The 26,373-nt window shown below is 57.9% G+C and carries 24 protein-coding genes; 11 read left to right on the top strand and 13 right to left on the bottom strand.

Features of this window, described 5'->3' with window-relative positions; genetic code table 11:
* Position 1 precedes the first annotated feature (1 nt).
* The 6 genes from soil367_RS12465 to soil367_RS19130 all read right to left on the bottom strand — a co-directional run bounded on the left by soil367_RS12465 (position 2) and on the right by soil367_RS19130 (position 5,696).
* A complete protein-coding gene (locus soil367_RS12465; RefSeq protein WP_136549401.1) occupies positions 2 to 271 on the bottom strand; it encodes a K+/H+ antiporter subunit F in 270 nt (89 codons plus the stop codon).
* The gene (locus tag soil367_RS12460; protein WP_246065287.1) at positions 268 to 762 is read right to left on the bottom strand and encodes a Na+/H+ antiporter subunit E; all 495 of its coding nucleotides are present in this window, start codon (positions 760 to 762) and stop codon (positions 268 to 270) included. Before soil367_RS12460 ends, soil367_RS12465 begins: the two co-directional genes overlap by 4 nt.
* Entirely contained in the window at positions 759 to 2,303 is a 1,545-nt protein-coding gene (locus soil367_RS12455) for a monovalent cation/H+ antiporter subunit D (protein ID WP_136549400.1), read from the bottom strand. Before soil367_RS12455 ends, soil367_RS12460 begins: the two co-directional genes overlap by 4 nt.
* Positions 2,300 to 2,629, bottom strand: coding sequence for a Na+/H+ antiporter subunit C (locus soil367_RS12450; RefSeq protein ID WP_136549399.1), 330 nt, complete (start codon positions 2,627 to 2,629; stop codon positions 2,300 to 2,302). Before soil367_RS12450 ends, soil367_RS12455 begins: the two co-directional genes overlap by 4 nt.
* Position 2,630: 1 nt before the next feature.
* A complete protein-coding gene (locus tag soil367_RS12445) occupies positions 2,631 to 5,429 on the bottom strand; it encodes a monovalent cation/H+ antiporter subunit A (protein ID WP_136549398.1) in 2,799 nt (932 codons plus the stop codon).
* Between the two features lie 144 nt (positions 5,430 to 5,573).
* Positions 5,574 to 5,696, bottom strand: coding sequence for a hypothetical protein (locus soil367_RS19130; protein WP_281283907.1), 123 nt, complete (start codon positions 5,694 to 5,696; stop codon positions 5,574 to 5,576).
* Positions 5,697 to 6,137: 441 nt separating this feature from the next.
* Between soil367_RS19130 and soil367_RS12440 the strand changes: the two genes are divergently transcribed.
* A complete protein-coding gene (locus soil367_RS12440; protein WP_172962339.1) occupies positions 6,138 to 6,641 on the top strand; it encodes a DUF4112 domain-containing protein in 504 nt (167 codons plus the stop codon).
* 48 nt (positions 6,642 to 6,689) lie between these two features.
* Here soil367_RS12440 and soil367_RS12435 read toward each other — a convergent pair whose 3' ends face one another.
* Positions 6,690 to 7,490 carry a crotonase/enoyl-CoA hydratase family protein gene (locus soil367_RS12435; protein WP_136549396.1) on the bottom strand — a complete coding sequence of 267 codons (801 nt, stop codon included), beginning with the start codon at positions 7,488 to 7,490 and terminating at the stop codon, positions 6,690 to 6,692.
* A gap of 168 nt (positions 7,491 to 7,658) precedes the next feature.
* Between soil367_RS12435 and soil367_RS12430 the strand changes: the two genes are divergently transcribed.
* The 3 genes from soil367_RS12430 (at position 7,659) to soil367_RS12420 (ending at position 12,013) form a co-directional block, all read left to right on the top strand.
* On the top strand, positions 7,659 to 9,713 hold the full coding sequence (locus soil367_RS12430) for an NADPH-dependent 2,4-dienoyl-CoA reductase (protein ID WP_136549395.1): 2,055 nt from the start codon (positions 7,659 to 7,661) through the stop codon (positions 9,711 to 9,713).
* 50 nt (positions 9,714 to 9,763) lie between these two features.
* Positions 9,764 to 11,566, top strand: coding sequence for an acyl-CoA dehydrogenase (locus soil367_RS12425; RefSeq protein ID WP_136549394.1), 1,803 nt, complete (start codon positions 9,764 to 9,766; stop codon positions 11,564 to 11,566).
* Positions 11,567 to 11,734: 168 nt separating this feature from the next.
* Positions 11,735 to 12,013 carry a hypothetical protein gene (locus soil367_RS12420; RefSeq protein WP_136549393.1) on the top strand — a complete coding sequence of 93 codons (279 nt, stop codon included), beginning with the start codon at positions 11,735 to 11,737 and terminating at the stop codon, positions 12,011 to 12,013.
* 136 nt (positions 12,014 to 12,149) lie between these two features.
* On the opposite strand, the gene soil367_RS12415 is transcribed toward soil367_RS12420, so the two are convergent.
* Positions 12,150 to 13,415 carry an MFS transporter gene (locus soil367_RS12415; RefSeq protein ID WP_136549392.1) on the bottom strand — a complete coding sequence of 422 codons (1,266 nt, stop codon included), beginning with the start codon at positions 13,413 to 13,415 and terminating at the stop codon, positions 12,150 to 12,152.
* 243 nt (positions 13,416 to 13,658) lie between these two features.
* Here soil367_RS12415 and soil367_RS12410 point away from each other — a divergent pair, with 243 nt between their 5' ends.
* A complete protein-coding gene (locus soil367_RS12410) occupies positions 13,659 to 14,408 on the top strand; it encodes a DUF481 domain-containing protein (protein ID WP_136549391.1) in 750 nt (249 codons plus the stop codon).
* Positions 14,409 to 14,482: 74 nt separating this feature from the next.
* The gene (locus soil367_RS12405; RefSeq protein WP_136549390.1) at positions 14,483 to 15,277 is read left to right on the top strand and encodes an acyl-CoA thioesterase; all 795 of its coding nucleotides are present in this window, start codon (positions 14,483 to 14,485) and stop codon (positions 15,275 to 15,277) included.
* 183 nt (positions 15,278 to 15,460) lie between these two features.
* On the opposite strand, the gene soil367_RS12400 is transcribed toward soil367_RS12405, so the two are convergent.
* The 4 genes from soil367_RS12400 to soil367_RS12385 form a co-directional block, all read right to left on the bottom strand.
* Positions 15,461 to 15,703 (bottom strand): hypothetical protein, encoded by a 243-nt coding sequence (locus soil367_RS12400; protein WP_136549389.1) that lies wholly within the window; start codon positions 15,701 to 15,703, stop codon positions 15,461 to 15,463.
* A gap of 142 nt (positions 15,704 to 15,845) precedes the next feature.
* Positions 15,846 to 17,048 (bottom strand): amidohydrolase, encoded by a 1,203-nt coding sequence (locus soil367_RS12395; protein ID WP_136549388.1) that lies wholly within the window; start codon positions 17,046 to 17,048, stop codon positions 15,846 to 15,848.
* 8 nt (positions 17,049 to 17,056) lie between these two features.
* Positions 17,057 to 17,446, bottom strand: a complete 390-nt coding sequence (locus tag soil367_RS12390) for a hypothetical protein (RefSeq protein WP_246065286.1) — start codon at positions 17,444 to 17,446, stop codon at positions 17,057 to 17,059.
* A gap of 230 nt (positions 17,447 to 17,676) precedes the next feature.
* Positions 17,677 to 18,759, bottom strand: coding sequence for a TRAP transporter substrate-binding protein (locus soil367_RS12385; protein ID WP_136549387.1), 1,083 nt, complete (start codon positions 18,757 to 18,759; stop codon positions 17,677 to 17,679).
* 210 nt (positions 18,760 to 18,969) lie between these two features.
* Here soil367_RS12385 and soil367_RS12380 point away from each other — a divergent pair, with 210 nt between their 5' ends.
* Both soil367_RS12380 and soil367_RS12375 read left to right on the top strand, forming a co-directional pair.
* On the top strand, positions 18,970 to 19,629 hold the full coding sequence (locus soil367_RS12380) for a TRAP transporter small permease (RefSeq protein WP_136549386.1): 660 nt from the start codon (positions 18,970 to 18,972) through the stop codon (positions 19,627 to 19,629).
* The gene (locus tag soil367_RS12375) at positions 19,622 to 20,950 is read left to right on the top strand and encodes a TRAP transporter large permease (protein WP_246065284.1); all 1,329 of its coding nucleotides are present in this window, start codon (positions 19,622 to 19,624) and stop codon (positions 20,948 to 20,950) included. Before soil367_RS12380 ends, soil367_RS12375 begins: the two co-directional genes overlap by 8 nt.
* A 323-nt stretch (positions 20,951 to 21,273) precedes the next feature.
* Here soil367_RS12375 and soil367_RS12370 read toward each other — a convergent pair whose 3' ends face one another.
* Entirely contained in the window at positions 21,274 to 21,660 is a 387-nt protein-coding gene (locus soil367_RS12370) for a DUF4168 domain-containing protein (protein WP_172962338.1), read from the bottom strand.
* Between the two features lie 536 nt (positions 21,661 to 22,196).
* Between soil367_RS12370 and urtA the strand changes: the two genes are divergently transcribed.
* The 3 genes from urtA (at position 22,197) to urtC (ending at position 26,371) form a co-directional block, all read left to right on the top strand.
* A complete protein-coding gene (urtA, locus tag soil367_RS12365; protein ID WP_136549384.1) occupies positions 22,197 to 23,495 on the top strand; it encodes an urea ABC transporter substrate-binding protein in 1,299 nt (432 codons plus the stop codon).
* Between the two features lie 105 nt (positions 23,496 to 23,600).
* Positions 23,601 to 25,199, top strand: coding sequence for an urea ABC transporter permease subunit UrtB (gene urtB, locus soil367_RS18910; protein ID WP_216642712.1), 1,599 nt, complete (start codon positions 23,601 to 23,603; stop codon positions 25,197 to 25,199).
* Between the two features lie 2 nt (positions 25,200 to 25,201).
* Positions 25,202 to 26,371 carry an urea ABC transporter permease subunit UrtC gene (gene urtC / locus soil367_RS12360; RefSeq protein WP_216642711.1) on the top strand — a complete coding sequence of 390 codons (1,170 nt, stop codon included), beginning with the start codon at positions 25,202 to 25,204 and terminating at the stop codon, positions 26,369 to 26,371.
* Positions 26,372 to 26,373 lie beyond the last annotated feature (2 nt).

Raw genomic sequence — 26,373 nt, 5'->3', positions numbered from 1 at the left:
CTTATTCGATAATATCGCCGCGGGTGAGAAACTTGGACATGGCCACTGTCCCAACGAAGCCCATGACTGCAATAAGCAGTGCCGCTTCGAACAGGAGAGTGGACTGCAGCTTCATGCCGAGCAGGATGATAGTGGCGATAGCGTTGATATACATGGTATCGAGCGCCAGTATCCGGTTGGGCGTGTCGGGGCCGATGACCAAGCGGTAGAGATTCAGCAGCAGTGCCAGCGAGGTGAGCGCAAGCCCAATATTGATGGCCCAGGTGATCATTGAAAAATCTCCATCAGGGGTTTTTCGTAACGCCGCTTTATTCCCCGGATCAGTTCTTCTTCGGAGTCCATGTCGAGCGCATGTATCAGCAGATACCGTCGGTCGTCACTAATCTGAGAGGATACCGTACCCGGCGTCAGCGATATCGTACTGGCGAGCACCGTGATAGCGAAATCATTGTCCAACTCCAGGGGATAGGTCACGAATGCCGGCCGGAGTTTTTTCGGCGATCCCAGTATCAGGCGGGCCACATTGAGATTTGCCACGGCGATATCCATCAGCACCACCATAAGGTAACGCGCCATCAGAAGCGGGTGCGCTGAATGAGTATGATCCGGCCAGAACCGATGGCTAAGCATTGGTATCAACCAGCCCAGAAGCGCGCCGAAAAAAACCGACGACGCTGACACGCTATTCGAAAGCAGCAGCCAGATCAGAAACAGGAACAGACTCAGGCGCGGCCTGGGAAGTAATCTCCTTGTCATAGTCATGGCACTCGCCCCTCCACCGGTGCAGGCAGGGCGGAGACCGATTCCCGGCCCAGCACCGCGTCGATGTAAAACTGTGGCGCCGCAAGCTGCTCTCCCGCCGCCCGGGTGAAGTCCAGCGCAGGCTGAGCCCCCAGAGATAAAAGCGGGCTAGCAAGCACCAGCGCCATGGCGCCGATGTAGCAACAGGGATGGAGCTTACGCTTCTCGTTAAACTGGCCTTCGGAATGTCCCCAGAAGAGGTGGGTAGCAGCCCGGCTGAGAGCAATCAGGGATATCAGCCCGCCACCAACGACGAGTGCCCAGATCCAGGTCCAGCCGTCACTCAGCCCCGTGCTTTGCAGCAGCGCAAGTTTGGCTGGAAAACCACTCATGGGCGGAAGGCCAGCCACGCCCATCGCGCCAATCAGGAAGAGCACAGAGATCGCGGTGCTGCTTTGCATTTTCGGTGCCGCACTGAGCACATCACCGGCAGTGCCCCGTTGGGATTTGACCAGTCCTGCGACCAGGAAAAGCCCACCGGTGATCCAGGTAGTATGGATCAGGTAAAAAATCAGAGCGCCGTAGGCATGGGCCTGTCCCAGAGACATTATCGTCATCAGCGTGCCCATCGAGAGCACGATCTGCCAGCTTACCAGGGTGCTCAAGGTCTGTGCGCCCAGCGTTCCGATCAGTGCCAGTACCATGGTGGCCAGGCTCAGGGGCCAGAGCCAGTCCCACACCAGCCCTTCGAGATCCCCCGCAAGCGGCCCGTAGACCAGGGGGAAAGTGCGCAGCATCGCGTAAACGCCGACTTTGGTCATCACCGCAAACAACGCAGCCACAGCGGGGGACGCCGCGCTGTAAGTCCGGGGTAACCAGAACAAGAGCGGCAGCAGTGCCGCCTTCAATCCGAAAACGACCAGGAGCACCAGGCCACCAGCAGCCAACAGTGCCTGGTTCGCCGGAGTTGCCTGGCTGACCTGCACGGCGAGATCGGCCATGTTGAGCGTCCCTGAGGCGCCATAGAGGATGCCTGCCCCGAGCAGGAACAGCAGCGACCCCACCAGATTCAGGACAACATAGTGAAACCCGGCGCGGCTTCGGGCCAGGCCGCCGCTGTTCATCAGCAGTGAGTAAGAGGCTATCAGCAAGACCTCAAAAAACACGAACAGATTGAACAGGTCGCCCGTGAGGAAGGCCCCGCTGAGCCCCATTAGCTGGAACTGGAAAAGGGCGGGGAAATACGGGCCGCGATCTTCTCCGCCGGAGGCGTACAGCAGCGAGAAAAGCGCCAGTACCGACATGACCGCCATCATCGCGGCGCTGAGGCGATCCAGCACCAGCACGATACCGAACGGCGGCGACCAATCCCCGAGCACATAGACTTCGTGGCCACCATCGCCGGCGATCGCCACCAGCCAAAGGCTAATGCCAACCAGAAGAGCGGTTGAGCCAAGACCGATACCGCGGTGGAGCCAGGTGCTGCGGCGCGCGGCAAAGAGCAGAACGATTGCCGTTACCAGCGGCAGCACCACTGGCAGTATCAACAGGTGGTCCCTCATGCATCGTCCTCCCGACCATCGGCGTGGTCGGTGCCGCTGTCGGCGCGCAGACGAAGGGCGAGAATCAGGCTAAACGCCGTCATGGCGAAGCTGATAACGATAGCCGTGAGTACCAGGGCCTGAGGCAGAGGGTCAGCGTAGCTTTCGCTGGTGCCGATTATGGGCGCTTTATCTGTATGCAGCCGGCCCATGGCGAACAGAAAGTAATTGATAGCGTAGGAGAGCAGCGTCAATCCCACTACAACCGGAAAGGTACGGCCCCGGAGCATGAGATACACCCCCGATGTGGTCAGGCAGCCCAGCACTATCGAAAACAGCAGTTCCATGTCAGCTAACCTCCTGGCCGGTTTCATCGATAGTCGACAGGCGCCCCAGCTTGGCCAGTATGAGCAGCGTCGCGCCGACAACGGTGAGATAGACGCCGATGTCGAAGACCATCGCCGTGGCCAGTTCTGTCTTGCCCAATAGGGGAATGTGCACATACCCGTGCCACGAAGTCAGGAACGGCGCACCAAAAAACCAGCTGCCCACGCCGGTGCCTACGGCCAGCGTCAGGCCCGTCGCGATGACGGGGCGGTAGGCCACCGGCATGCGTTCCTGCGTCCAGTTCACGCCGTTGGCGACGTACTGCAAAATCAGCGCGACAGCTGTTATCAGACCGGCGATGAAGCCGCCGCCCGGTAGCTGGTGGCCTCTGAACAGAACAAAGATGGCGACTAGCAAAGCCATCGGCAGCAACGGCCGCGACAGTTGCTGCAGCATGATGGGGAAGGGGTCGCTGGACCAGCGATGGCCGGTATAGTCACGCGAAGGTGCGCGGATTTTCAAGCCGTCAAGCATGGCAAAAACCCCAAGCGCTGCAATGGCCAGTACAGTGATTTCGCCCAGGGTGTCGAAGCCGCGGAAGTCCACCAGAATGACGTTGACCACGTTGGTGCCGCCGCCGGCGGGAACGCTCTGCTCCAGAAAGAAGTCGGCGATAGTGCTATAAGGCTGGGTCAGTATTGTCCAGGTGAGAAACGTCATGCCTATACCGGATGCGGCGGCGATCGCCAGATCCCTCGCCCGGTGCAGCAACGGTGTCTCGGCGGGTGAAGACTGGGGCAGGAAAAAGAGCGCGAGCATCAGTAGTACGACGGTTACAACCTCTACGGATAATTGCGTCATGGCCAGGTCTGGAGCCGAAAAGCGGGCAAATCCGAGTGCTACCATCAGCCCGGCAGTGCCCAGCGCGACCAGTGCAAACAGGCGCCGGCGGTGAATCGCCGCAGTGAGTATAGATGTAACGATCAGAATCCCTGCACCGACTGCGGTGCCCGGGTCAACGGGCGCCAGGTCCCGCGCCCAAAGTGAGCTGAAATCCATGGGCCACAGGGCAGTTAACCCCACGGCCAGCACAGAAAGCAAAAGCAGAAGATTGTAACGCTGCAGGGAGCCATTCTCGAGCAAGCGTATGGCCCGCCCCGACCAACCCGCTAAGGTACGTACCGCGTTGTCGAAGATGACTTTCTCGTCAATTTCCGGCCAGCTGTCATGGATGGCGAAGAGCTTGTGACGCATCAGATAGACCACCAGTCCACCGGACAACGCAGTGGCACTCATCAATAGCGGTAGATTGAAGCCGTGGACTATGGCGAGGCTATAGTCCGGTAGAGCGCCCCCCAGGGTACTTGCCGCAGCTGACGCCAGTATTGGCCCGATCGACCAGGCGGGGAGGACCCCCACCACGAGACAGAGCGCTGCCAGAATCTCCACCGGGATTTTCATGTACCGGGGCGGTTCGTGGGGTGGATACTTTGGCAGGTTATTGGGTCTGCCGTTGAAGAATACGTCGTGGGCGAAGCGGATTGAGTAAGCGACGGAAAAAACCCCGGCGAGCGTCGCTATCACCGGTAGTGTCCAGCTGAAGCCGCCCAAAAGGTCGCTCTCGAGCGTCTCAGCAAAAAACATCTCCTTGCTGAGAAAACCGTTGAGCAAGGGAACACCGGCCATTGAAGAGGCCGCTACCAGTGCAAGGAACGTCGTGTGAGGCATGAAACGCCACAGCCCGTTAATCTGCCGCATGTCCCGGGTGCCGGTCTCGTGGTCGATAATGCCTGCAGCCATAAACAGTGATGCCTTGAATATGGCGTGGTTGATGATGTGGAAAACCGCAGCAACCGTGGCAAGGCGCGTGTCGAGCCCGAAAAGAAAGGTGATCAGACCCAGATGACTGATGGTGGAGTAAGCCAGCAGCGCCTTGATGTCGTGCTTGAACAGCGCGATGTAGGCGCCCACCAACAAAGTCGTCGCACCCGTGAACGTAACAATGTAGAACCAGAGTTCTGTGCCTGAGAGTGCCGGGTAGAACCGCGCCAGCAGAAATATGCCGGCCTTGACCATCGTGGCCGAGTGCAGGTATGCCGACACCGGCGTGGGTGCGGCCATGGCGTGGGGCAGCCAGAAATGGAACGGAAACTGGGCGGACTTGGTAAACACGCCTAGCAGAAAAAGCACCAGTATCAGGGGGTAGAGGGCATGGGCACGGATCTGGTCGCCGGCGGCGAGCACATCGCCTAGTGCATAACTCCCGACCACGTGGCCCATGAGCAGTACTGCGGCCATCAGGGCCAGGCCGCCTCCGCCGGTGATCGCAAGCGCCATCCTGGCGCCTTTGCGTGCGTCAGTTTTGTGGGACCAGAAACCAATCAGGAGGAATGAGGATATACTCGTCGCTTCCCAGAAAACGATCAGCATCAGCAGGTTATCTGCCGTCACTATGCCCAGCATGGCCCCCATGAATATCAATAGCAGGGCATAAAAGCGGCCGTTATTTTCCTTTGCGGACAGGTAGTAGCGAGCGTAGAGAATAACCAGCAGCCCGATGCCGAGAATCAGAATGACAAACATCATGCTGAGGCCGTCAAGGCGAAACGCCAGGTCCATACCCAGGCCCGGAATCCAGGACCAGCTCTGCTGAACGAGTCCGCCGCTGAGCACGGTATCAAGATGGTTCAGGGCCAATACGAGGCTGGCAATCGGGCCAACACCGGCCGCGAATGCGCAGAGACTGCGCCCTGCGGGCCTGGCCAGGGGCGGCAGGATAGCCGTCAGAAATGGCAGAAAAACGATAAGGGCTAGCGTCATGAAGGGCGCGGTCTCCGTCCCGGGTAGCAACACCACCAATGGATACTCAGGTCACTGCCTACTAACGAGGCTTGCGCATGAGCGCACCGGTTCTCCGGCCAAGCGCGGCTGAACCGGGCTCAGCGGATAAAGTCAGGTAGCGTATCAGTATGGTGGGTCGGGGAAAAACGGCGAGCGGCGCAGGATGGCAATATTGCTGGCCGCCAGTTGGCAAATAGCGCCCATACTCGGCATGCTCCCTGCCTGATCTGCTGGCAATATCTCCATGTGTGCGTCCTGTGTTCCGGTGGATAGCGCCGCTGAAGTGCTGGCCGGGTTGGCCAGTCGAGGTTCTGCTTTAGTCGAACCGGTTCCGGCGGATGAGCGGCTGTTGAGACAGCCAGCAGACCCGCCGTTGGGTCAGCGATATTTCGGAATCTTTCCCGGCTGTTGAAACCGGGATATCGAACTGGCGCGAATTTTAGCACAACTGATGAATAGATTAACAAGGCGCTCGTTCGGGGTAGAGATGGCTGGCGCAGAATGCTAGCGTTAACCTCCCGGTACCGGCTTGCCAGGCTGCGGTGTTCGGCAGCTGTGGCATTCGATAGTGTGATACAGAGTTCTAAAGAGGGCTCTATAGAGGGTTTTATAGAGAGCCCTCTATTTATCGTGAGCCTCTATAGACGGTTCGACAAAGCACCGGGCGAAACCTTACAGGAGATTCTCATGGACGACCCGTCTCCAACGCATTCAACGCATGTGCAGTCGCCCAAGAGCATGAGTGAGGCTGACCGTGCGCGCCACGAAGCGTTGCTTACCCGTATTGATCGATTCTCAAGCGCCATGGACAACCGCTTTCGCTTGCCGGGGACCCGGCTGCGTTTCGGCTTTGACGGACTGGTGGGGTTGATACCGGTCGCCGGTGATGCCATTACGACAGTGCTTTCGCTCTATCTTATTGGCGAAGCACTGAAGATCGGAGCGCCGGCTTCGGTCGTGCGACGCATGGGCGTCAACGTAGGTTTGGATTTCCTGGTGGGCCTGGTGCCAATTGCCGGGGATGCCCTCGACTTTGCGTTCAAGGCCAATACGCGCAATGTAGCGTTGTTGCGCAACTACACCCAAAGCCAGATAAAGCCCGACGAGACCGGCAAGGGCCTTAGTCCATGGGTCTGGGTCCTGGCTGGCCTGGGCGCGTTGTCGCTTATTTTCATCATTGCCGCGCTCTGATCACGGGGCTGGCTGGTCCTGGCCCCGGCTCTTTTCCCGGTTCGGGCTTCAGAACCCGCGACGGTCCCGGTAAGGTTTATCTTTGTCCTCGCCGTTGCGAGCGACAGCGGCGCGCTGATTGTACCGGCCGATCACTTTCTTCTGCAGTTTGGTTTCCCAGCCCAGTGCGGTCTTGTCATCTGCAGCCCAGGCCCGATTAAACAGCAGCTTGCTCGCCGCGACCGCATCGGGTGAGCGTCCTTTGAGCTCTTCCGCAAAAGCCAGAGCTTCCGCCATTGGGTCCTGGCAAACGCGGGTGACGAGGCCCAGCTTTTCGGCTTCGCGGCCGTCGAACCGCCGGCCGGTCATGGTCAGCTCTTTCGCAACATCGATCCGCGTCAGTTCGCGCAGCGTCACGGTCAGGCTCATATCAGGTATCAGCCCCCACTTCGATTCCATGATCGAGAACTCGCAGTCGGCGGTGGAAAATCTGAAATCCGCGCCCAGGGCGATCTGGAAACCTCCACCGAAACAGACGCCGTGGGTAACGGCGATAACCGGGGCCGGTACTTCGCGCCATAAATAGCCGACGTCCTGAGCCAGGTTCGAGATCTTGCGGCCTGGCTTGATTAGCAGGCGTGCGAAATTCAACGGATTGGCTGACACTGTTTTCACATCCAGGCCGCTGCAGAACGCCTTACCCTCGCCCTTCAGAATAATTGCCCGGACTGTGCGGTCCTTACGCAATTGCTTCGCCGCCGCTGTGATGCCTTCGAACATCGGCATGTCCAGGCCGTTGTACTTTTCGGGCCGGTTCAGGGTGACGATGGCAATCTGGTTCTCTATGGATACAGTGACGCGTTCGGGCATTGAGCTGTCCTCGTAAGTGGGGAGATACAGTATGCTAACATCGCAAACTGCTGGCGCATGTCTGGTGCGATAATCAATCTGTTGTCTGCAGGGGCCTCGTCCGAAACGTGCGGCTTCTTACGTTCCTTAATGGCCCCAAATACCCTCTCAACCGATCTGGAATCCGAAATGAGCAACGTCTATCCACACCTGCTGGCCCCCCTGGATCTGGGCTTTACTGAGCTGAAGAATCGGGCGCTCATGGGGTCCATGCATACTGGACTGGAAGACCGCTTCTGGAACCTGCACAAACTCTCACAGTACTTCGCCGAGCGCGCCGAGGGCGGCGTTGCGCTGATGGTCACGGGCGGTTTTTCCCCCAATATGGTCGGCCAGTTAGCGCCACTGGCGTCCACCATGAACAACGGCGTCACCGCCAGGTTGCACCGGCACGTGACCGGCGCTGTTCACGAGGCCGGCGGCAAGATCGCGCTGCAGCTTCTGCACGCCGGTCGCTACAGCTACCATCCCTTCAGTGTTTCTGCATCCGCTATCAAGGCACCGATCAACCCCTTCACGCCACGCCAGTTGTCGACCCGGGGCGTTGAGCGGCAAATTGAAGACTTCGTCAGCGCTGCGCGCTACGCCAAAACAGCGGGCTACGACGGTGTTGAGGTTATGGGCTCGGAAGGCTACCTGATCAATCAGTTTCTCTGCGCCCGTACCAACAAACGCAAGGACAAGTGGGGCGGCTCTTTTGAGAACAGGATGCAGCTCCCGGTCGAGATTGTTTCGCGTATCCGCAAAGCGGTAGGGCCGGAATTCATTATTATCTATCGTCTGTCCATGTTGGACCTGGTGGAAGATGGCCAGACGTGGGATCAGATCGTGACGCTGGGCAAAGCCATCGAACGCGCCGGCGCGACGCTCATTAACACCGGCATTGGCTGGCATGAGGCGAGAGTGCCGACCATCGTTACCTCCGTGCCCCGGGGAGCATTTGTCGGGGTTACCGCAAAGTTCCGTGGTGAAGTAAGCATCCCCATCATCACGACCAACCGGATCAACGACCCGCAAATGGCTGAGGACGTTCTCGCCCGCGGTGATGCCGATATGGTCTCCATGGCCCGGCCGTTTCTTGCCGACCCCGAATTCATGCGCAAAGCCGAACAGGGCCGCGCCGATGAGATCAACACCTGCATTGCTTGCAACCAGGCCTGTCTGGATCATGTGTTTCAGGCCAAACGTGCTTCATGCCTGGTTAATCCTCGCGCCTGTCACGAAACCGAGCTGGTCCTGAAGGTGGCGCCTATTGTTCGCCGTGTGGCCGTGGTTGGTGCCGGCCCTGCCGGCCTGGCGGCAGCCACGACTGCTGCAAAGCGCGGGCACAAGGTGACGCTCTACGAGAGCGATAGCGAAATCGGTGGCCAGTTTAACTATGCCAAGCGAATCCCCGGTAAAGAGGAGTTTTTCGAGACCCTCCGATACTTCAAGCGTCAGATTGAACTTCTCGGTATTGACCTCCGGCTCAACACACCTGCGGATGCCGCTGAACTTGGCAGGGAAGCGTACGACGATGTGATTATCGCGACAGGCGTCAGGCCACGTGAGCCGGTCATTGAAGGCATCGACCACCCAAAAGTATTGGGCTATCTGGATGTATTGCGCCATCGCAAGCCCGTCGGTGAACGCGTTGCCATCATTGGCGCGGGCGGTATCGGCTTCGACGTGGGAGAGTTTCTGACCCATAACGTCGACGCTCACGATGAAGGACAGCAGATGCCGGTGCAGGACTGGTACCGGGAGTGGGGCGTCGACCCCTCTTATGAAGGCCCGGGCGGGCTCGCTGAACCCGTTCCGGCTTCGCCGCCGCGCAAGGTTTACCTGCTTCAGCGCAAGACCAGCAAGCTGGGCAAGGGCCTGGGCAAGACCTCGGGCTGGGTACACCGGGCTGCGTTGAAGCAGCGCCAGGTAGAAATGGTTCCCGGCGCGAGCTACCACAGGATTGACGACGAGGGCCTGCACATCACTGTCAGTGGTCGTAACGGGAAACCGGATGAGCAGAGGGTGCTGGCTGTCGACAATGTCATACTCTGTGCCGGACAGTTGCCGTTGCGGACCCTTTATGACGAGCTGGAGGGCAGTCCTTTTACGCTGCACCTGATCGGTGGTGCTGACGTGGCCGCGGAGCTGGATGCCAAGCGCGCTATTCGCCAGGGCACGGAAGTGGCAGCGGCGATTTAGCCCTGCAGGGCGTATTCGAGACACCTTATTATTTGAAGAGACAGGATCCTATGACAGACGTTTTGATCAACCGCCGCGACCTCAGCTTCCAGCTCAATGAGGTACTCGACACGGCGGCCCTCTGTAACCGTGAGCGCTTCAGTGAGCACAGCCCGGAAACGTTCGAGGCCGTCATTGAAACCGCCGACCGGATCGCCCGTGAGAAGTTTGCCCCCCACAACGCCGAGGCAGACCGCAACGAGCCACGCTTTGTCGACGGCAAGGTCGAAATGATCCCCGACGTGAAAGTGGCGTTTGAGGCGCTGGCGGAGGCGGGTTTCATTGCAGGGCGACATGATTACGAGGTCGGCGGCATGCAACTGCCCGAATCGATCATGACAGCTTGCGCAGGCTTCTTCATGGCTGCAAACGCAGGCACAGCCGGGTACTCATTCCTGACAACCGCAGCGTCCAATCTCGTGCGCGTGTTCGGTTCGCCCCAGCAGCAGGAGAAGTATTTGTCTCGCATGCTGACAGGGCAGTACAGCGGCACCATGGCGCTGACCGAGCCCCATGCTGGCTCTTCGCTTTCGGATATCCGCACGACCGCAACGCCGACGGAAGCGGGCCACTACCTGATCCGCGGTGCCAAGATTTATATTTCCGGCGGCGAACAGGAGATCACGGAGAACATCGTCCACATGGTCCTGGCCAAGATCAAAGGTGCTCCGGCAGGGGTGAAAGGTATTTCGCTTTTCATCGTTCCCAAATACCGGACGGACGACGAAGGCAACCGGCTGGACCGCAACGGTGTTGCGCTGGCGGGCTTGATCCACAAACTGGGCTATCGCGGTACCACCTCTACCGCTTTGAGCTTTGGTGACGATGCCGAGTGCCATGGGTATCTGGTCGGCGAACCTCATCAGGGTCTCAGGTACATGTTCCATATGATGAACGAAGCGCGGCTCGGTGTCGGTTTTGGCGCGGTGGCGATCGGCTACAGGGGTTATATGCACAGCCTGGAATATGCCCGAGATCGCCTGCAGGGCCGCAAACCGTCGAGCAAAGATCCAGCTTCGCCCCAGGTCCCGATCATCGAGCATACCGATGTCCGGCGCATGTTGCTGGCTCAAAAGAGTTACGTTGAAGGCGGGCTGGCGCTTTGTCTCTATGGCGCGCGTTTGGTCGACGATGCCGCCAGCCACCCTGATGCAGCACAGCGCCGGGATGCCCAGCACCTGCTTGACCTGATGACACCCATTATCAAGGCCTGGCCCTCCGAATACGGGCCCAAGGCCAACGATCTGGCGATTCAGGTATACGGTGGCGCTGGCTATACGCGGGAATACCCGGTTGAGCAATGTTGGCGCGATAACCGGCTGAATCCGATACACGAGGGTACCAACGGTATCCAGGCCATGGATTTGCTGGGTAGAAAAGTCTGGCAGGCTGAAGGTGAAGGCATTCAATTGCTGATAAAGGCGATACAGAGGGATCTTGAGGCAGCTTCGGATCAACGCTGCCAGCAGTGGGCCTCGTCGCTCAGCGAAACTGTGCAACAGGCGGGCCAGGTTACACAAGTGCTCGCGGGTGCGATGATGAAGGAAGGGCCCGACAAAGCGTTGGCCAACGCCTCCTGCTACCTGCATCTGCTTGGCCACATTATCGTCGCGTGGATGTGGTTACGCCAGGCCAACGTCGCGGCCAAGAAGCTTGCGGACGGGTGTGGAGCCGCCGATGAAGCCTTCTATCTCGGCAAATTGCAGGCTGCACAGTACTTCTTTCACTGGGAGTTGCCCACTGTCGCCCAGGATATTGTCCTGCTGCGCAACCAGGACGATACCTGCTTGCAGATGCGTGACGGCTGGTTCTGAACAAGAGGCACTGGCTGGACACGAACAGCGAGCAAACTGACGGGTTCTTCGGGCTTTGTCGCCAAATTTACGCAGATGTAATCGTAAGCGCATTGTCGCAGTTGGGCTTGGCTCTTACACTGTGCTCAACATTAACACGGAAGTCCTTTGGACCCTGAGGAGTTGAACATGAATAAATTGAGCAGCCTGATTTTTGCCGCCTTCCTCGCGCTCTTTATTGTCGGCTGTAGCGATAATGACGACATGGATGAGCCAATGGAAAACGCGGAACAGTCGATGGAAGACGCAGCGGACGATATGGGCGATGCTGCTGATGAAATGACTGGCAATGAGTCCGCATACGAAGAGACCAAGGATACGCTCAGCGAAGGTGCTGAGAGTGCGGGAGAAGCACTCGACGACGCCGGTGATGAGATGGAAGAAAGCTACGACCGTGCTACTGAGTAACGTGCACCGGGTTCAGTAAGATCGCATCGGCGGCCGGCACACTGATAAGCCGGCTGCTCGACCGCAGATAGCGGTTGGAATCGCTTGCTTCCCGAGATGACGAGTCCCGAAAAGAGCCGAACTTGATCGGCTCTTTTTATTTGCGGCTAGCCGTCATAATCGGCGTCTCTTTTGTCGCTTCGCTTACGTCAGGCAATCCCCGTGCGACCCATACCCCCGCTGCAGCCAGCGTTCCCAGAAGCATGATGACTGCACCGCTGGAGAGCATGGAGGTCAGTGCCGTGACAGCGCCTGCGGGCAATAACACCAGCCCGACGAATGTGTTGCTAACCGAGACGTAGTCTGTGCGTTGGTTACCCTCGGCGATGTCCAGCAGGTAAGTGCTACGCCCAAGCCGGATGCCGGCGTGGGCGATGCTGAGCACGAAAAAACCGACCGGATAGAACCAGGCTGAACTGATCAGGTCAGGCAGAAAAACATTCAGCCCGCCGAACAACAGGCATGTTGCGCTGGCGGTGGTGCCCGCGCTCAGGATAACGGCCTTGCTCGAGCGGTCGGAAAGTCGACCCCAGAAATTGGCTGAAACGAGGCTGGCAATGCTACTGGCGAGCATGATGCTACCGAACAGCCATGCTGACTCACTCTGCTGGAACGCCAGCAGCGTAAAGAAGGGCGCGGCCAATGCCGACCCGAGGAACAGGCAGCGGGCCAGCACGAATCGCCGGAGCAGGGGGTCGGTCCAGAGCAGATGCAGGTTGCTAAAAGCAGCAACTGCACTAAAACGAGCGTTGTCGACAGCTGACGGTGGCTCACGAACGTAATGGAAGGCAGTAGCGGCGCAAAACCAGGCAACTGCTGCAATCATGAGCAGGGTGACATAGAGCAAAAGCGCTGGCTCTCTCTCGCCCATAAAAAAGATCACGGTAATGACGGCCGTTGCCGCGCCAGCGATGGTACTAGCCCACCCGGATAGCCGGCCACGCTGTCCCTTTGGGACCGTTTTTCCCTGTATGTCCTTGATGGTAACCGAGCAGAATGCGCGCGCTATACTGAACACCGACAGCAGACAGACGAGGGCCAGGCCCGCAGGCTGCCCCTCCAGGATCAATAGGGCCAGGGCCATTGCGACGACACAGAGCCCCTGCGCAACACTGCCGGAAACCCAGATGGAGCGCCGTAGCGGGAAGCGGCGAAGCCAGGAGCCGATTGCCGATTGTGGTACCATCGAGCCTGATTCCCGGATGGGCACCAGGCACGCGATCAGGCTCGCAGGTACGCCGGCTGAGGCGCCGAGCCAGGCCAGCACGGTCTTGGGATTGATCAGCAGATCACCGAGTTTGGTCAGGACCAGACTGACCAGAATCAGCAGAAAGTCGACTGAACCTGGAGCACGGCTACTCATGTTTAAAACAGGCATGTGGCCAGAAAGTAGAGCGTACAGCCTGGAACAAAAGTTCTGCTTGCGTGCCAAGGGGAAGTCCTCTGGTTACGTTGCTGTATGCGATTCTGATACCTGGCGTACTACCGGACAATAGCACCGGACAATAGCGTTGGCGGGCGTAAACGCGCACCGATGTTGTTCGGAATGTAGTTTCCCGGAGAGTCTCAAACGGCGGTCTGTCCCGCGGCGGAAGGAGTGTGCTTGATGCATACGGCGAGGATACTCATCGTCATGCTCTTGGTGATGGCGCCGGGCATGGCCATGAGTGCCAGCGGCGGTCTGCTTTCCGGCGGTCAGTCAGTCTGGGAAGGCGAGGTCGAACTCGGCATACTGATTGACTCCGGCAATACCGACGCCACAACCTTGAAAGGCATGCTCTATCTCCAGCAGGAGCGCTCTGCCTGGCGTAACAGTATTCGCGCGTCGACACGCTACCGAAAGGTGGAGGACGAGACGACCGAACAGAAATACTATTTGTCCAATCAAACGGACTTCAAGTTTAACGAGACCGATTATTCCTTTGTACGCGGTCGCTATGATTCAGATCGTTTTGCAGCGCTCGACTACCGTGCCTCCGTTGTGTCTGGCTACGGTCGCAGAGCATGGCAGCGCGGTGAACGCTATCTCGATCTGTCCCTGGGTCTGGGTTATAGCGTAACGGAGTACAAGGTTCCGACAACCTCCGATGAGGAAAACGACGGTCTTGTCAGCCGCCTGGCACTGGACCTGGTCTATCCGCTCTCTATCAATGCCGAGTTTCGCCAGCAGGCCAGTACTGAGATCAACATGGATTCCCACGAGAGCATCTCCCAGTCCATAACCTCGGTCCAGGCCAGCGTGGGCCAGACCTTCGCCCTCAAGGTTTCATACATTGTCGAGCGCGACTCCGACGTACCCGCGGACCGGGCGAATACCGATACCGAGACGTCTCTGACGTTACTCTATGAATTCTAGAACCCCCGCCTCTTTCGCAAAAGATCAAGGCGGGATGATGTTCGGTGTACTGCCATTAGTCAGTGAGGCCTTAAATGCAGTTTGACGAGTTGATACAGGGCTTCAAAGCCCATCCTGACAACGAAGTGACGGTGCCGGCCGAGTGGGGGCAGGGCAGAGCTACCTTTGGCGGGCTGGTTGGGGCGCTGCTTTATCAGGCGATGGAAGCGCGATGCGAGCCCGGCCGGCCATTGCGCGCCATGGCCATATCATTTGTGGGTCCCCTCACGCCCGGGGAGCCGGCTCAAGTCAACGCCGAGGTCTTGCGCCAAGGTAAGGCGGTCAGCCAGATGGAAGCTCGAGCCGTGCAACAGGATGGCGTCAAAGCACTGGCAATCGGCAGCTTCGGTGCTGGCCGCGAGTCGAAGGTTCGGGTGGAGCCAGAGCCTGCACCGGAGGCCCCGGCGCCGGATGCATGCCAGAAGTTGCCCTACATTGCAGGTGTGACGCCCGAATTCACGCGTTTCATTGAAATGCGGTGGGCTTTTGGCGGGCTACCGTATTCGAACCGCCCGGAGCGGCAAATGGGCGGGTGGATGCGTTTCAGGGATCTGACCGGGCCGGTCTCCCCGGCGCACCTGGTGGCCTTGATTGATGCCTGGCCACCGGCATTGCTCCCCCATCTCAAGTCGCCAGCGCCGGCCAGCTCACTCAGCTGGACATTTGAACTCATGCAACCGCAACCGGTGTTTGAAGCGGAAGACTGGCTGCTTTACCGGGCGACTATCGACCAGGCCGCGGATGGCTACGGTCAGACTTCGGCTGCAATCTGGACCGCGCAGGGTGAGCTGGTTGCACTCAGCCGCCAGACAGTCACGGTTTTTGGCTGAGCAGCGTCACTGCGCTCGGCCAGTATCAGCTGTCTTGAGCGCACAGGGCTATTCACAGGGCTATTCATAGGACTAGTGCGGCTGAGGATGTATTCGCGGGAGCAAGGCTGGCTAAGGTATTCGGAGGCGGTAAGATTACTGTGTTAACAGAGCGCCCTGGGCAGACCGCTCAGGAGCGCCTGTTCAACTGGCAATGGCTTGTTGGGCGACGTCATTCTCAAGGCTGCTTAAGGCTTCATCGCAGCAGTTGATGGCACAGCAGTCATCCGCTGAACAGTAGGCAAGGATGTGACCTGAGACTCCGGGCTTGGTTTTGTTGACGAACACGCGGGTCTTGGAAAGCATTGAGCCGCAATGGCCGCACGTAAGCATAGGTATGACTGAACGATCAGCCAACCGCGCGGTAAAAATGTCCGCTTTATTCATGGGATCTCCTTGTTCTTTTTAGGGGCTGGCACGCTTTTAGACGGGTTGTGAGCTTGCCACCTTCGCCAGCTGTATTCGTTTTCCGATGAGGGATTGTGGCAGAGGTTATGTTTCAGAGCCGTGACTGATCAATTAAGTTCCCTCAAGCTTGAGTTGAGCCAGCGCTGTTAATCTGATCGACAAGCTGTCTGAAGAGTTGAGTTCCAATCGGAATCAGGCTGTCCGGGAAATCGTAGTGGCCATTATGCAATTGAGGGCTGTCGACGCCCGAGCCGAGTCCGAGCAAGGCCCCGTGTCGGGCGGACGCACTCAGGCGGCCGAAGTCTTCCGACCATCGGTACGCACTGTCCAGCAGTGTATAGGGTGTACCGGTCTGCTCACACGCCCGCAAGACCTGGGCACAGGCTGAATCGCTGTTGGCGCTGGCGCTGAACACGTCCTCCCACTGGCAGTCGAAACTCAGCCCGTGCTGTACCGCCGCCTCGCGTACCAGCTGTTCAGCCGCTGTTGCGAGTGTTTCCATGGCTTCGTCAGTTTCGCTGCGTAGTGTCGCCATCACCACAGCCTCTCCCGGTGCGGTACCGAACGACTTCTGGCCGAGCCGGGCGTGAACCACAGTGACCCAACAGACGCCACCGACCTGGTCGGGCAGGGTAGACAGCTGTTGGATGATACCCGCCATGGCCTGAGCCGGACTGACGCCATGCTCTGGATGGGCGGCATGGGACGTGGCGCCCTTGAGGGTGACGGCCATCCCTCGGGATGCACAGTTAATAGACCCTGACTTGACCGCGACCGTGCCTAGTGCCAACCCGGGAACATTGTGCAGGGCGAAGGCGTAATCGGGGCGTAGCGCGTCGAACGCCGGATCGTTCACGACACGGCTGGCGCCAGCTCCTGTTTCTTCAGCTGGTTGGTAGAGCAAGACGACGCGCCCGCATTGCGGGCGGCGTCTGCCGAGGTCTGCCGCCAATGCGGAGACAATCGTCATATGGCCATCATGGCCGCACTGGTGCCCGGCGCCCGGAACCAGAGAACGGTACTCGGTGGCGGTGGTGTCCTCGATGGGCAGCCCGTCGAGCTCGCAGCGAATGAGTGTCGTTGGTCCGGCTTTGCCGCTGTCGAACACGAACGCCAGGCCATGCCCGCCCAGGCGATCGACAATAGTGTCAGGGCCGAAAGGTACGATGAGATCCCGTATAAGCGCTGCGGTTCCGGTTTCCTGGTCTGACAGTTCCGGATGCTGGTGAAGCCGTCGGCGAAGAGCGACCCAGCGGGCTCCCGCACCTGGTGCTTCAACCTTGTCTGCAGCATCACTTCTGGTCCTTGCGGCCTTGTCTGTCATGGCAGTGTCTATCCTGTGCCAGGCGGGAGGGGTTTGCGGTTAGAGCGTTTGTCTTCCCAGCTGAGTTTATCGGGCTCGTACCATCCGATGAGGTCTAGTACCTGCTCTTGTGTCGCGGGTGACAGGGTGGGCCAAAGTGTCAGGAACGCCTCGAGACCGCGTTCGCGTCGGGGTGCCGTCTTTCCTCTGAGCTGGGACGCTATGGAGGGCAGACGCAGGGCACTACCAAGCTGGCCGGGCACGAGCACTTCCTGGCCGAGGTATTTCCGTCGATGCGTACGGCGTGCAAGCACCTCCTGAAGCGCCAGGACGGCCGCATGGGCAGTTTCTATGTCGAACTCGATAGTGTCCACGACTCTGGGGCGATTCCATGGCGAAAGGCGGCCCGGAACGCTCAACCTCCATCTCCGGATAATTTCCGGTGGTCAGATAAAAAATTCGCTAATTGTTTGAGTTCAGAGGAAATACGAGCTGCTATGGTAACCATTTCCTGTGCTGACATACAGGAACTCAGGAAGCGCCTATTGTTACCTTATGGATTCGGCCAGCTTGTTGAGCACAGGGTCAGGAGCGCTAACGAAAAAAACTCACCCGAAGGTGAGTTTTTTGTCGGCGTAACCTTTAGGGATTACTCGTTCGTGAGCTCTTCTACCTGAGTAGTGACATAGTCGAGTAGCTTTTGCCCGCGCTCACCGGCGTTCTCAAGATACATCTCCCGAACTGGCTGGCTTGCCTCGCGGAATGCCTGACGCTCTTCATTCGTCAGGGTGATGACTTCGGTGCCGCCGGCGTCTTTGATGATCTGCAGGCGCTCGTCGTTATATTCCGCCTGCTCCTGATAGATCCAGTCAACCATTTCGTTCCGTACCTGGGTAATCATTTCCTGTTGTTCCTGCGGTAGTCCCTGGAACCAAGACTGTCCAGCCAGGAAGGTCGAGATGAACTGCTCGTGCTTGGCCTGGATCAGGTAATCCTGTTCTTCGTAGAAGCTCATCTCCTCGATGGCGAATATCGGGTTAACCTGGCCATCTATCTCGCCCAACTGCAGTGCGCTGTAGACCTCGGAGTAGGGCTTGGGTGTCGGATTGGCACCGTACGCCTCATAGGCCGCCGTCAGGATGGGCGAGGTCATGGTACGCATCTTGAAGTTGTCAAAATCGGCCGGGGTGCGCAAGGGCTTGTTGGCACTCCAGACCATCCAGCCCTCGGGTACGATCGACAGCAGGTGCATATTCTGCTCATGGTAAGCGGGCTGCAGGATTTCGTGAACTTGGTCGCTGGAAAGGATTTTCTTGTTGATGTCGTTATCGTCCGACAGCACAAAATGTAAGGTAAAGATGCCGACTTCCGGAATGACCGAAGCCAAGTGACCGGGCGATGCAAAAGCCAGTTCAAGAGCACCGTTCTGTACCAGTTCAGTCAGCTGGGAAGATGTCCCCAAAGCGCCGTAGGGATAGATCTCGACGCTGATTGCACCTTCGGATTGCTCTTCGATGCGCTTCTTGAATTCCTGCGCGTAGGCGTCCTGAACACTACCTTCGACTTCTTCCAGGGCGAAGCGCCACGTTGTGGTTTCCTGCTCTTCAGTTTCGGCGTCGGCGTCTGCACCGGAGGTCGATGTCTGGCTTTGTTCAGAGGAGTCGGAGCAGCCTGTCAGAAACAGCGCCAGTAGTAGCATGAGGCCTGACAGCCAGCGAAAGTTCGCGATCATGATGGTTCTCCCTATACCGTTATTTTTACGTAATTCATGGTTGCGTTACAGCGCAACGATAGCACAAATGAGTACGATGACGACTCTTGCGCGCTTTTCATCTCGCCGCAACTCCTTATACACTGAAAAACAGGAACGCCGGTGCGCACCCTAATAGAGACCTATCGGCAAAATAAACGCAACGCGTGAATTTGCGCAAGGAATCCAACCATGACTGCATCGAGTTATCGCTCAGGTGGCTGGCGCTCGGCTCTACAGAAACCCTTCGAATTCTTCGACCGTGTGCTGGATGTGGTCGAACGGACCATCCTGGTCAGCGCGATCATGGCCATGGCGATAGTCAGCATGATCAACGTTATTTCGCGCAACATGGGCGCGAGCGTCAGCTGGGCTGATGAGGTTGCCCAACTCCTGGTCGTCGTAGTGACTTTCGTAGGCCTGGGCCACGGTGTGCGTATGGCGAGGCACATTCGTGTGTCAGCGATACACGACGTGCTGCCGCCGAAAGGTCAGAAGATTCTGATCATGTTTATCAGTCTGACTACAGGGGCTCTTCTGTTCTTTCTTGGCGTCCTTGCAACCGATTATGTAACGAATCTCATGAGAAGCGGGCGTGTGGTCCCCTCGCTCGGCATTCCTGTGTACTACATCTATATCATCGCGCCCATTGGCCTGTTCATAGGCTCCGTGCAGTACTTTCTTGCGTTTGTGCGTAATGTCGTCAGCCCCGAGGCCTGGCTTTCGTGGCATCACAAGGATGAGTATGCGGAAGAGGACGAAGACGATCAGGTGGGCGGTAGCATGACACCTGAGGAGCCCGGTTCCGCGGACGGGGCCGAGACACCACGTGGAGGTTCGCAGCATGGATAGCATCATGAACTGGATGGCGAGCTTGCCTACCTCCACGGTCGCCATGGTGGCCGGTGCGGTGATGATCGTGCTGCTGCTTATGGGCTATCCGATGATGGTGCCTTTACTGGCCGGCGCCATGCTGATTCTGTTTACCCAGTTTGCGTTTCTGGACGGATCGGTTCTGGTCCAGCAGATGATTGGCGGTATTTCCCAGAGCGTTCTGGTGGCCGTGCCGATGTTTATACTGGCGGCGGATATCATGATAAAAGGCCACACAGCAGATCGAATGCTGGATGTCGTCGCCAAATTCGTTGGGCACCTGAAAGGGGGCCTGCCGATGACTACGGCTTTATCCTGCACACTGTTCGGTGCGGTCTCGGGCTCCACGCAGGCCACGGTGGTCGCAATGGGCAAGCCGTTGAGGCCAAGGCTTCTGGCGGCCGGCTACAGCGACAAGTTCACCATCGCGTTGATTATCAACGCCAGCGACATTGCGCTGCTTATCCCGCCGTCCATCGGGATGATTATATACGGCGTAGCCTCGGGCACATCCGTCGGTCAGCTGTTCATTGCAGGTATCGGCCCGGGTATTCTGATCCTCCTGCTATTCTCCATCTACTGCTATATCTATTCGATCCGTCTGAAAATTCCGGTCGAACCCAAGGCTACCTGGGCCGAGCGCTTTGAGGCGATGAAGCGGGCACTGCTAACGCTTGGCTTCCCTGTCATCATTATTGGCGGCATCTATTCCGGGTTGTTCAGTCCGGTAGAGGCGGCTTCGATGTCTGTTGCCTATGCGCTGGTTCTCGAAATGGCGATCTATCGGCAGGTGCGGTTCAGTGACATTCCCCAGATCGCGCTTTCGACGGGCCTTATCACGGCGGTGGTATTCATTCTGGTTGCAGCCGGAACTGCGTTCTCCTGGGTTATCTCGTTCGCCAAGATTCCGGATTTGCTGCTGTCAGACGTGATTGCGAATGCCGGCGACAACCCCTATTTCATCCTCGGGCTGATTTCGGTTTCCTTCTTCATAGGCTGCATGTTCGTTGATCCGATCGTGGTGATCCTGATCCTTACCCCCATCTTCAACCCTGCAGTCGAAGCCGCGGGCATAAGCCCGGTTCTGGTAGGGGTACTGGTAACGCTTCAGGCCGCGATTGGCTCAGCCACGCCGCCGTTCGGCTGTGACATCTTCACGGCGGTTGCGATTTTCCGAAAACCTTATCTGGATATCATCCGCGGAACGCCGCCGTTCTTCCTGTTGCTATTGCTCTCGACGATCATACTGATCGTGTTCCCGCAGATATCGCTGTTCCTGCCCAGTCTGATGGCGCAGTAGCGTTGACTTGAAAACAGGTCGGAGACCGTATCTCAGGCTGGTGGCGGGCGCGGACCATGCGTTCGCGTCTACCTCTTCCCTCTGCAGCGACGGGAGGTCGGGGTCATTTTCAAGTACCGGGGCTGACGCGGCAATTCGCGCGGGGCAGGACGAAGATTTGTGGCTCAGACTTTGACGCTTCACACGGGCTGATTCCGGGCCACCTGAGACGGCACTCTTCAGTTGCCAGCGTTTTAGCGTTCTACCAAGGGTGATACTCGAACACCGCGACAAAAAAAAGGGAGCTCTTCAGCTCCCTTTGAGTTGTTCGTCAGTTAACAGGGTTACTGCTGAACCATCTCGTTAACTTTCTTGCGCACTTCCGGGCTTGCCTGGTACGCCTGGGCGATCTGGTTGTACTTTTCGACACTCAGGTCAGCATTCTCTACTACGCCGATCAGCTCATCACGAGCCTCTTCCTGCAGGGCCTGGGCTTCTTCCTGGTCTTCTACAGCCTGGATTTTCTGAGCATACTCGTTACGGACTTCACCGATGTCCTTCTGGATTTCGACGAAGGTTTTCAGCTCCTTTTCCTCAAAGTCCGTTTTGACCTCCTGGGCCGCCTGAGGCTGGTTCATGCTGCCCTGAGAAGTGCCTGATTGCTGTGCAAGCGCGGTGCCGCTCAGGGCCAGTGCGCCACTCAATACGATTGTTGAGATCCAGTTGTTCATGCGTCTTCCTCCGTTGAGGTTCAGTTTACAGGCCATCATGCCTCGCCGTTGTACATGTTGCAGATCCACCATCTGACGGGGTTTTGAGCTGGTTCATGCTTGCCGAAACAACCTGTTCGCCAGTGATGGTGCGTGCTTACTTCAGACCGCGAGTTCACGGACCATGCCTGCACAACGATGACTAACACTCTGCCGGGGCGGTTGTGCGAATGCAATTACCGTCCGGTAAGCCGCTCCCCATAGTGTTCCCCGCCTATATAGATCAGTAGGGAATCAGGTCGCTTCATCGCGGGACATTCCTCCGCCCTTACTTTCGGCCCCAAGATTGGGCGCTCGGTTTTTCGTTGCTCAAAAATGGTGCGAGCTACAGAGACTCAACACAGGGTTAGCCAGAGGTCACTCCGGACTAGTGCATTTAACGTATTGAAAACATGGTTTTTTTGGGGGCGGTGGAACGGTCGGTGCAGTTGAGGTCCTGCATTTACCTGTTTTTATCGGCTCGCAAAAACCAACGAAGGTATAAGGAATCAGAAGCGATGAAAGGCAAAAACATAATTCAAACAGCCTTGGCAGGCGGGTTTTCGGCTCTGGCGCTCTCCGTCTCTCTCTCAGCAATTGCAGCGGAAGATCCTATAAAGGTCGGCGTGCTGCACTCGCTTACCGGCACCATGGCAATTTCTGAAACCACCCTGAAGGACACTGTCCTGATGCTGGTTGAACAGCAGAATGAGAAAGGCGGCATCAACGGTCGCAAACTGGAACCCGTCGTTGTTGATCCAGCCTCAAACTGGCCACTTTTCGCCGAAAAGGCACGGGAACTGTTGGAGAAAGAAAAAGTCGATGTCATTTTTGGTGCATGGACGTCGGTCTCCCGCAAATCGGTGCTGCCTGTGGTCGAGGAGTTGAATGGACTCCTGTTCTACCCGGTGCAGTATGAGGGCGAAGAGTCTTCGGAAAACGTGTTTTACACCGGAGCCGCACCTAATCAGCAAGCAATTCCCGCTGTGGATTACCTGATCGACGAACTTGGCGTAAAACGCTTTGTTCTCGCGGGTACTGACTACGTTTATCCGCGTACGACCAACAAAATCCTCGCGGCGTACCTTAAGGACAAGGGCATCGCCGACGCGGACATCATGATCAACTACACGCCTTTCGGTCATTCCGACTGGCAGACCATTGTGTCCGACATCAAGAGCTTCGGCTCGCAGGGAAAGAAAACCGCCGTGGTTTCGACGATTAACGGCGATGCGAACGTGCCCTTCTATAAGGAGCTGGGTAATCAGGGCGTTAACGCCGACGACATCCCGGTTATTGCATTTTCTGTGGGTGAAGAAGAACTTTCGGGCATAGAAACGGCGCCGTTGGTCGGGCATCTCGCTGCCTGGAATTACTTCATGAGTGCCTATAGCCAGGAGAACGCCGAGTTCATCGATGCCTGGCACAGCTACATTGGCAAAGACAGCCGCGTGACGAATGATCCGATGGAGGCGACTTATCTTGGCTTCAACATGTGGGTGCAGGCGGTTGAGAAAGCGGGCACAACTGACACTGACGCCGTGCAGGAAGCGATCATCGGCGTCACGGTGCCAAATCTGACTGGCGGCTACGCGACCATGATGCCCAACCACCACATTACCAAACCGGTGCTGATCGGCGAAATTCAGGAAGACGGTCAGTTCCAGACGGTCTGGCAGACCACCGGGACGGTAGCCGGCGACGCCTGGTCTGACTTCCTCCCCGATAGCAAGAAGCTGATCTCTGACTGGCGCCAGCCCCTGAGTTGCGGCAACTACAACGTCGAGAGCGGCAAGTGTTCAGGTCAGAACTTCTGACCTGAGGGACTTGCAGAGAAAGCGCTGACCGGGACAGACCGCCAGCGCTTTTCTTTTGAGACGTCGCGAACCTCTCAACGTTTCATATGACAACGAGACAGACTCATGGTGTGGACCAAATTATTCCGGAATCTGCTCGCGGCTTTATGCCTGGTCTCAGTGGGTGCCCAGGCAGCGGCGCTGAAGGAGATAGCCACCCCGTTTACCGGGACCAGCTTCAGTGCCAAAAGCGCTGCCGTCGAGCAGGTGGTCGCAAGTGGCGAGGAAGGCGCAGACCTTCTCCTGCGCCAGCTAATGGATGGAAATCTGTATTTCAGGGCCGATGACAAGCGTCTGGTCGCAGCCCAGAAGTCGGAAAATGGCTTTGTCATTGAAGACGCCTTCACGGGTGAGCCCCTGGGTGAAGTGGGGCGCTGGGACGTTCGCCCCGTAGCCATCAATAATGCGATCCGCGGCCAGCTTCGCGCGGCCCTGGCCATAGTGGGGCTATCCAACCCGAACCCAGAGGTGCGTGAGCAATCTGTACGCCGCATCATGCGCGACCCCGACCCGGCGACGCTGCCGGCCCTGGAGGCCCGAATTGCGGATGAGGATGACCGATCGGTGCGCGCGCTGATGCAGGACCTGCGACGCCTGCTACAGCTGGACAGCAACGATCCCGCCTTGCGCGAGAAAGCGGCGCGGGAGCTGTCGGGCTCGTTGCAGAGCCCCATTCGCAACAAGCTCCGGACAATAGCGGCGGAGGATCCAGAGACGCAGGTTCGCCTGGCTGCAGAGCAGTCCCTTGAAAACATTGCCACGTTGCGGAAGGTCAATCAGGTCGCGGAAAACCTGTTTTTCGGTATCGGATTGGGATCAGTCTTACTGCTGGCGGCGATTGGCCTGGCCATTACGTTCGGGGTCATGGGCGTCATCAATATGGCCCACGGCGAGATGATCATGCTGGGGGCCTACACTACGTTCGTGGTGCAGCAGCTTATGCCCCAGCATATTGGCGCAAGCCTTTTTGTGGCAATTCCGGCAGCGTTCGCTGTCTCTGGTCTGGCTGGCATTCTGATCGAGCGCCTGGTCATCCGGCACCTGTACGGACGTCCTCTGGAGACGCTGCTGGCAACGTTCGGCATCAGCCTGATTCTTCAGCAGGGCGTGCGGAGCATCTTCGGATCGCTCAATCAGAGCGTCCAGACACCCGACTGGATGTCGGGGTCACTGATCGTCAACGGTGCACTGTCCCTGACCTATAACCGTATCACCATCATCCTTTTCAGTTTCGCGGTGCTGTTCGTGCTGCTTCTGGTCTTGCGCAAATCGTTCTTCGGGCTGCAGATGCGCGCTGTAACCCAGAATCGGGCGATGGCCAGTTCCATGGGGGTGCGTACGGGATGGGTGGATGCACTGACATTTGGTTTGGGCTCGGGCATTGCCGGTATCGCCGGGGTGGCGTTGAGTCAGCTGACCAATGTCGGGCCCAATCTTGGCCAGCAGTACATCATCGACTCCTTTCTGGTTGTCGTTTTTGGCGGCGTCGGCAACCTCTGGGGTGCCCTGGTGGGCGCCATGACACTGGGCATTGCCAACAAGGTCATCGAGCCCTTTGCCGGTGCGGTACTGGCAAAAGTGCTGGTTCTGATCGCCATTATCTTGTTTATCCAGAAACGCCCGCGCGGACTCTTTGCGCTCAAGGGCCGGTCGGTGGAGAACTAGCCATGACTACACTTTCCAAAGGCCCCTTGAGCAGATTCCTGAGCGAAGATCCTGCGGGACGGCGGTTGCTGGCAGTAATTGCGTTGATCACGGTTTTAGTGCCGTTGTTGCACCTGACGATGCCCGCGGATTCGATCTTTCATGTGCCCGGTTACACCATGACGGTGTGGGGGAAATACCTGTGCTACGCCCTGCTGGCGCTCTCGGTGGATCTGGTCTGGGGCTTCTGTGGCATTCTCAGCCTGGGCCATGGCGCCTTTTTTGCCCTCGGCGGTTACGGTATGGGCATGTACCTCATGCGCCAGATCGGGACTCGCGGCGTATACGGCGATCCGGTTCTGCCAGACTTCATGGTTTTTCTGAACTGGCAGGAACTGCCATGGTACTGGTACGGCATGGACAACTTCGGCTTCGCCATGCTGATGGTACTTCTGGTACCGGGCTTGCTGGCCTACGTTTTTGGCTGGCTGGCATTTCGCTCCCGCGTGACCGGCGTTTACCTCTCGATCATCACCCAGGCTATGACCTACGCATTGATGCTGGCGTTTTTCCGTAATGAAATGGGTTTCGGCGGAAACAACGGGCTGACAGATTTCAAGGACATTCTCGGCTTCGACCTGCAATCGCCTGAGACCCGTGCCGGACTGTTCGCCGCCACAGGCCTGGCACTTATGGCCGGGTATCTGCTTTGCCGTCGTGTCGTCGGTTCGCGTTTGGGCCGTGCCATGGTCGCAACACGGGATGCCGAGTCGAGAACCCGCTTTCTCGGCTACCGGGTCGAACATGTGAAGGTCTTCGCTTTCACATTGTCGGCACTTCTGGCAGCAGTGGCCGGCGCTTTGTTCGTGCCCCAGGTGGGTATTATCAACCCCAGCGAGTTTTCGCCGGTGAATTCCATCGAGATCATTGTCTGGGTCGCTGTGGGAGGACGCGGCACGCTCTATGGTCCGGTCATCGGTGCCATTCTGGTCAATTTCGCGAAAACGTGGTTTACCGGAGCTTTCCCCGAGTTCTGGCTGTTCTTCCTCGGAGGCCTGTTCGTCGTAACGACTCTCTACCTGCCCAAAGGCGTTGTAGGCGTCTGGCAGCAACAGCGGGATCGGGTGCTTGCGCGCCGAGCACGTGCAGGTAGCGAACCATCATCTCCATCACCACAAAGCCCCGGGGGTTAAGC

It is taken from the genome of Hydrocarboniclastica marina, assembly GCF_004851605.1.
In the GTDB taxonomy this organism is placed as follows: Bacteria; Pseudomonadota; Gammaproteobacteria; order Pseudomonadales; family Oleiphilaceae; genus Hydrocarboniclastica; species Hydrocarboniclastica marina.
Note: the sequence above shows the minus strand (reverse complement) of the source record. Positions and strands in the feature narration are given on the sequence as shown.

Excerpts from the sequence above, each read along its gene's own strand:
- soil367_RS12465 (WP_136549401.1), bottom strand. The coding sequence starts at position 271 with ATGATCACCTGGGCCATCAATATTGGGCTTGCGCTCACCTCGCTGGCA.
- soil367_RS12430 (WP_136549395.1), top strand. The coding sequence starts at position 7,659 with ATGAGCAACGTCTATCCACACCTGCTGGCCCCCCTGGATCTGGGCTTT.
- soil367_RS12370 (WP_172962338.1), bottom strand. The coding sequence starts at position 21,660 with ATGAACAACTGGATCTCAACAATCGTATTGAGTGGCGCACTGGCCCTG.
- soil367_RS12455 (WP_136549400.1), bottom strand. The coding sequence starts at position 2,303 with ATGAGGGACCACCTGTTGATACTGCCAGTGGTGCTGCCGCTGGTAACG.
- urtB (WP_216642712.1), top strand. The coding sequence starts at position 23,601 with ATGGTGTGGACCAAATTATTCCGGAATCTGCTCGCGGCTTTATGCCTG.
- urtA (WP_136549384.1), top strand. The coding sequence starts at position 22,197 with ATGAAAGGCAAAAACATAATTCAAACAGCCTTGGCAGGCGGGTTTTCG.
- urtC (WP_216642711.1), top strand. The coding sequence starts at position 25,202 with ATGACTACACTTTCCAAAGGCCCCTTGAGCAGATTCCTGAGCGAAGAT.
- soil367_RS12435 (WP_136549396.1), bottom strand. The coding sequence starts at position 7,490 with ATGCCCGAACGCGTCACTGTATCCATAGAGAACCAGATTGCCATCGTC.
- soil367_RS12375 (WP_246065284.1), top strand. The coding sequence starts at position 19,622 with ATGGATAGCATCATGAACTGGATGGCGAGCTTGCCTACCTCCACGGTC.
- soil367_RS12405 (WP_136549390.1), top strand. The coding sequence starts at position 14,483 with ATGCAGTTTGACGAGTTGATACAGGGCTTCAAAGCCCATCCTGACAAC.
- soil367_RS12420 (WP_136549393.1), top strand. The coding sequence starts at position 11,735 with ATGAATAAATTGAGCAGCCTGATTTTTGCCGCCTTCCTCGCGCTCTTT.
- soil367_RS12400 (WP_136549389.1), bottom strand. The coding sequence starts at position 15,703 with ATGAATAAAGCGGACATTTTTACCGCGCGGTTGGCTGATCGTTCAGTC.
- soil367_RS12440 (WP_172962339.1), top strand. The coding sequence starts at position 6,138 with ATGGACGACCCGTCTCCAACGCATTCAACGCATGTGCAGTCGCCCAAG.
- soil367_RS12410 (WP_136549391.1), top strand. The coding sequence starts at position 13,659 with ATGCATACGGCGAGGATACTCATCGTCATGCTCTTGGTGATGGCGCCG.
- soil367_RS12425 (WP_136549394.1), top strand. The coding sequence starts at position 9,764 with ATGACAGACGTTTTGATCAACCGCCGCGACCTCAGCTTCCAGCTCAAT.
- soil367_RS12415 (WP_136549392.1), bottom strand. The coding sequence starts at position 13,415 with ATGAGTAGCCGTGCTCCAGGTTCAGTCGACTTTCTGCTGATTCTGGTC.
- soil367_RS12460 (WP_246065287.1), bottom strand. The coding sequence starts at position 762 with ATGACTATGACAAGGAGATTACTTCCCAGGCCGCGCCTGAGTCTGTTC.
- soil367_RS12395 (WP_136549388.1), bottom strand. The coding sequence starts at position 17,048 with ATGACAGACAAGGCCGCAAGGACCAGAAGTGATGCTGCAGACAAGGTT.
- soil367_RS12380 (WP_136549386.1), top strand. The coding sequence starts at position 18,970 with ATGACTGCATCGAGTTATCGCTCAGGTGGCTGGCGCTCGGCTCTACAG.
- soil367_RS19130 (WP_281283907.1), bottom strand. The coding sequence starts at position 5,696 with ATGGAGATATTGCCAGCAGATCAGGCAGGGAGCATGCCGAGTATGGGC.
- soil367_RS12385 (WP_136549387.1), bottom strand. The coding sequence starts at position 18,759 with ATGATCGCGAACTTTCGCTGGCTGTCAGGCCTCATGCTACTACTGGCG.
- soil367_RS12445 (WP_136549398.1), bottom strand. The coding sequence starts at position 5,429 with ATGACGCTAGCCCTTATCGTTTTTCTGCCATTTCTGACGGCTATCCTG.
- soil367_RS12450 (WP_136549399.1), bottom strand. The coding sequence starts at position 2,629 with ATGGAACTGCTGTTTTCGATAGTGCTGGGCTGCCTGACCACATCGGGG.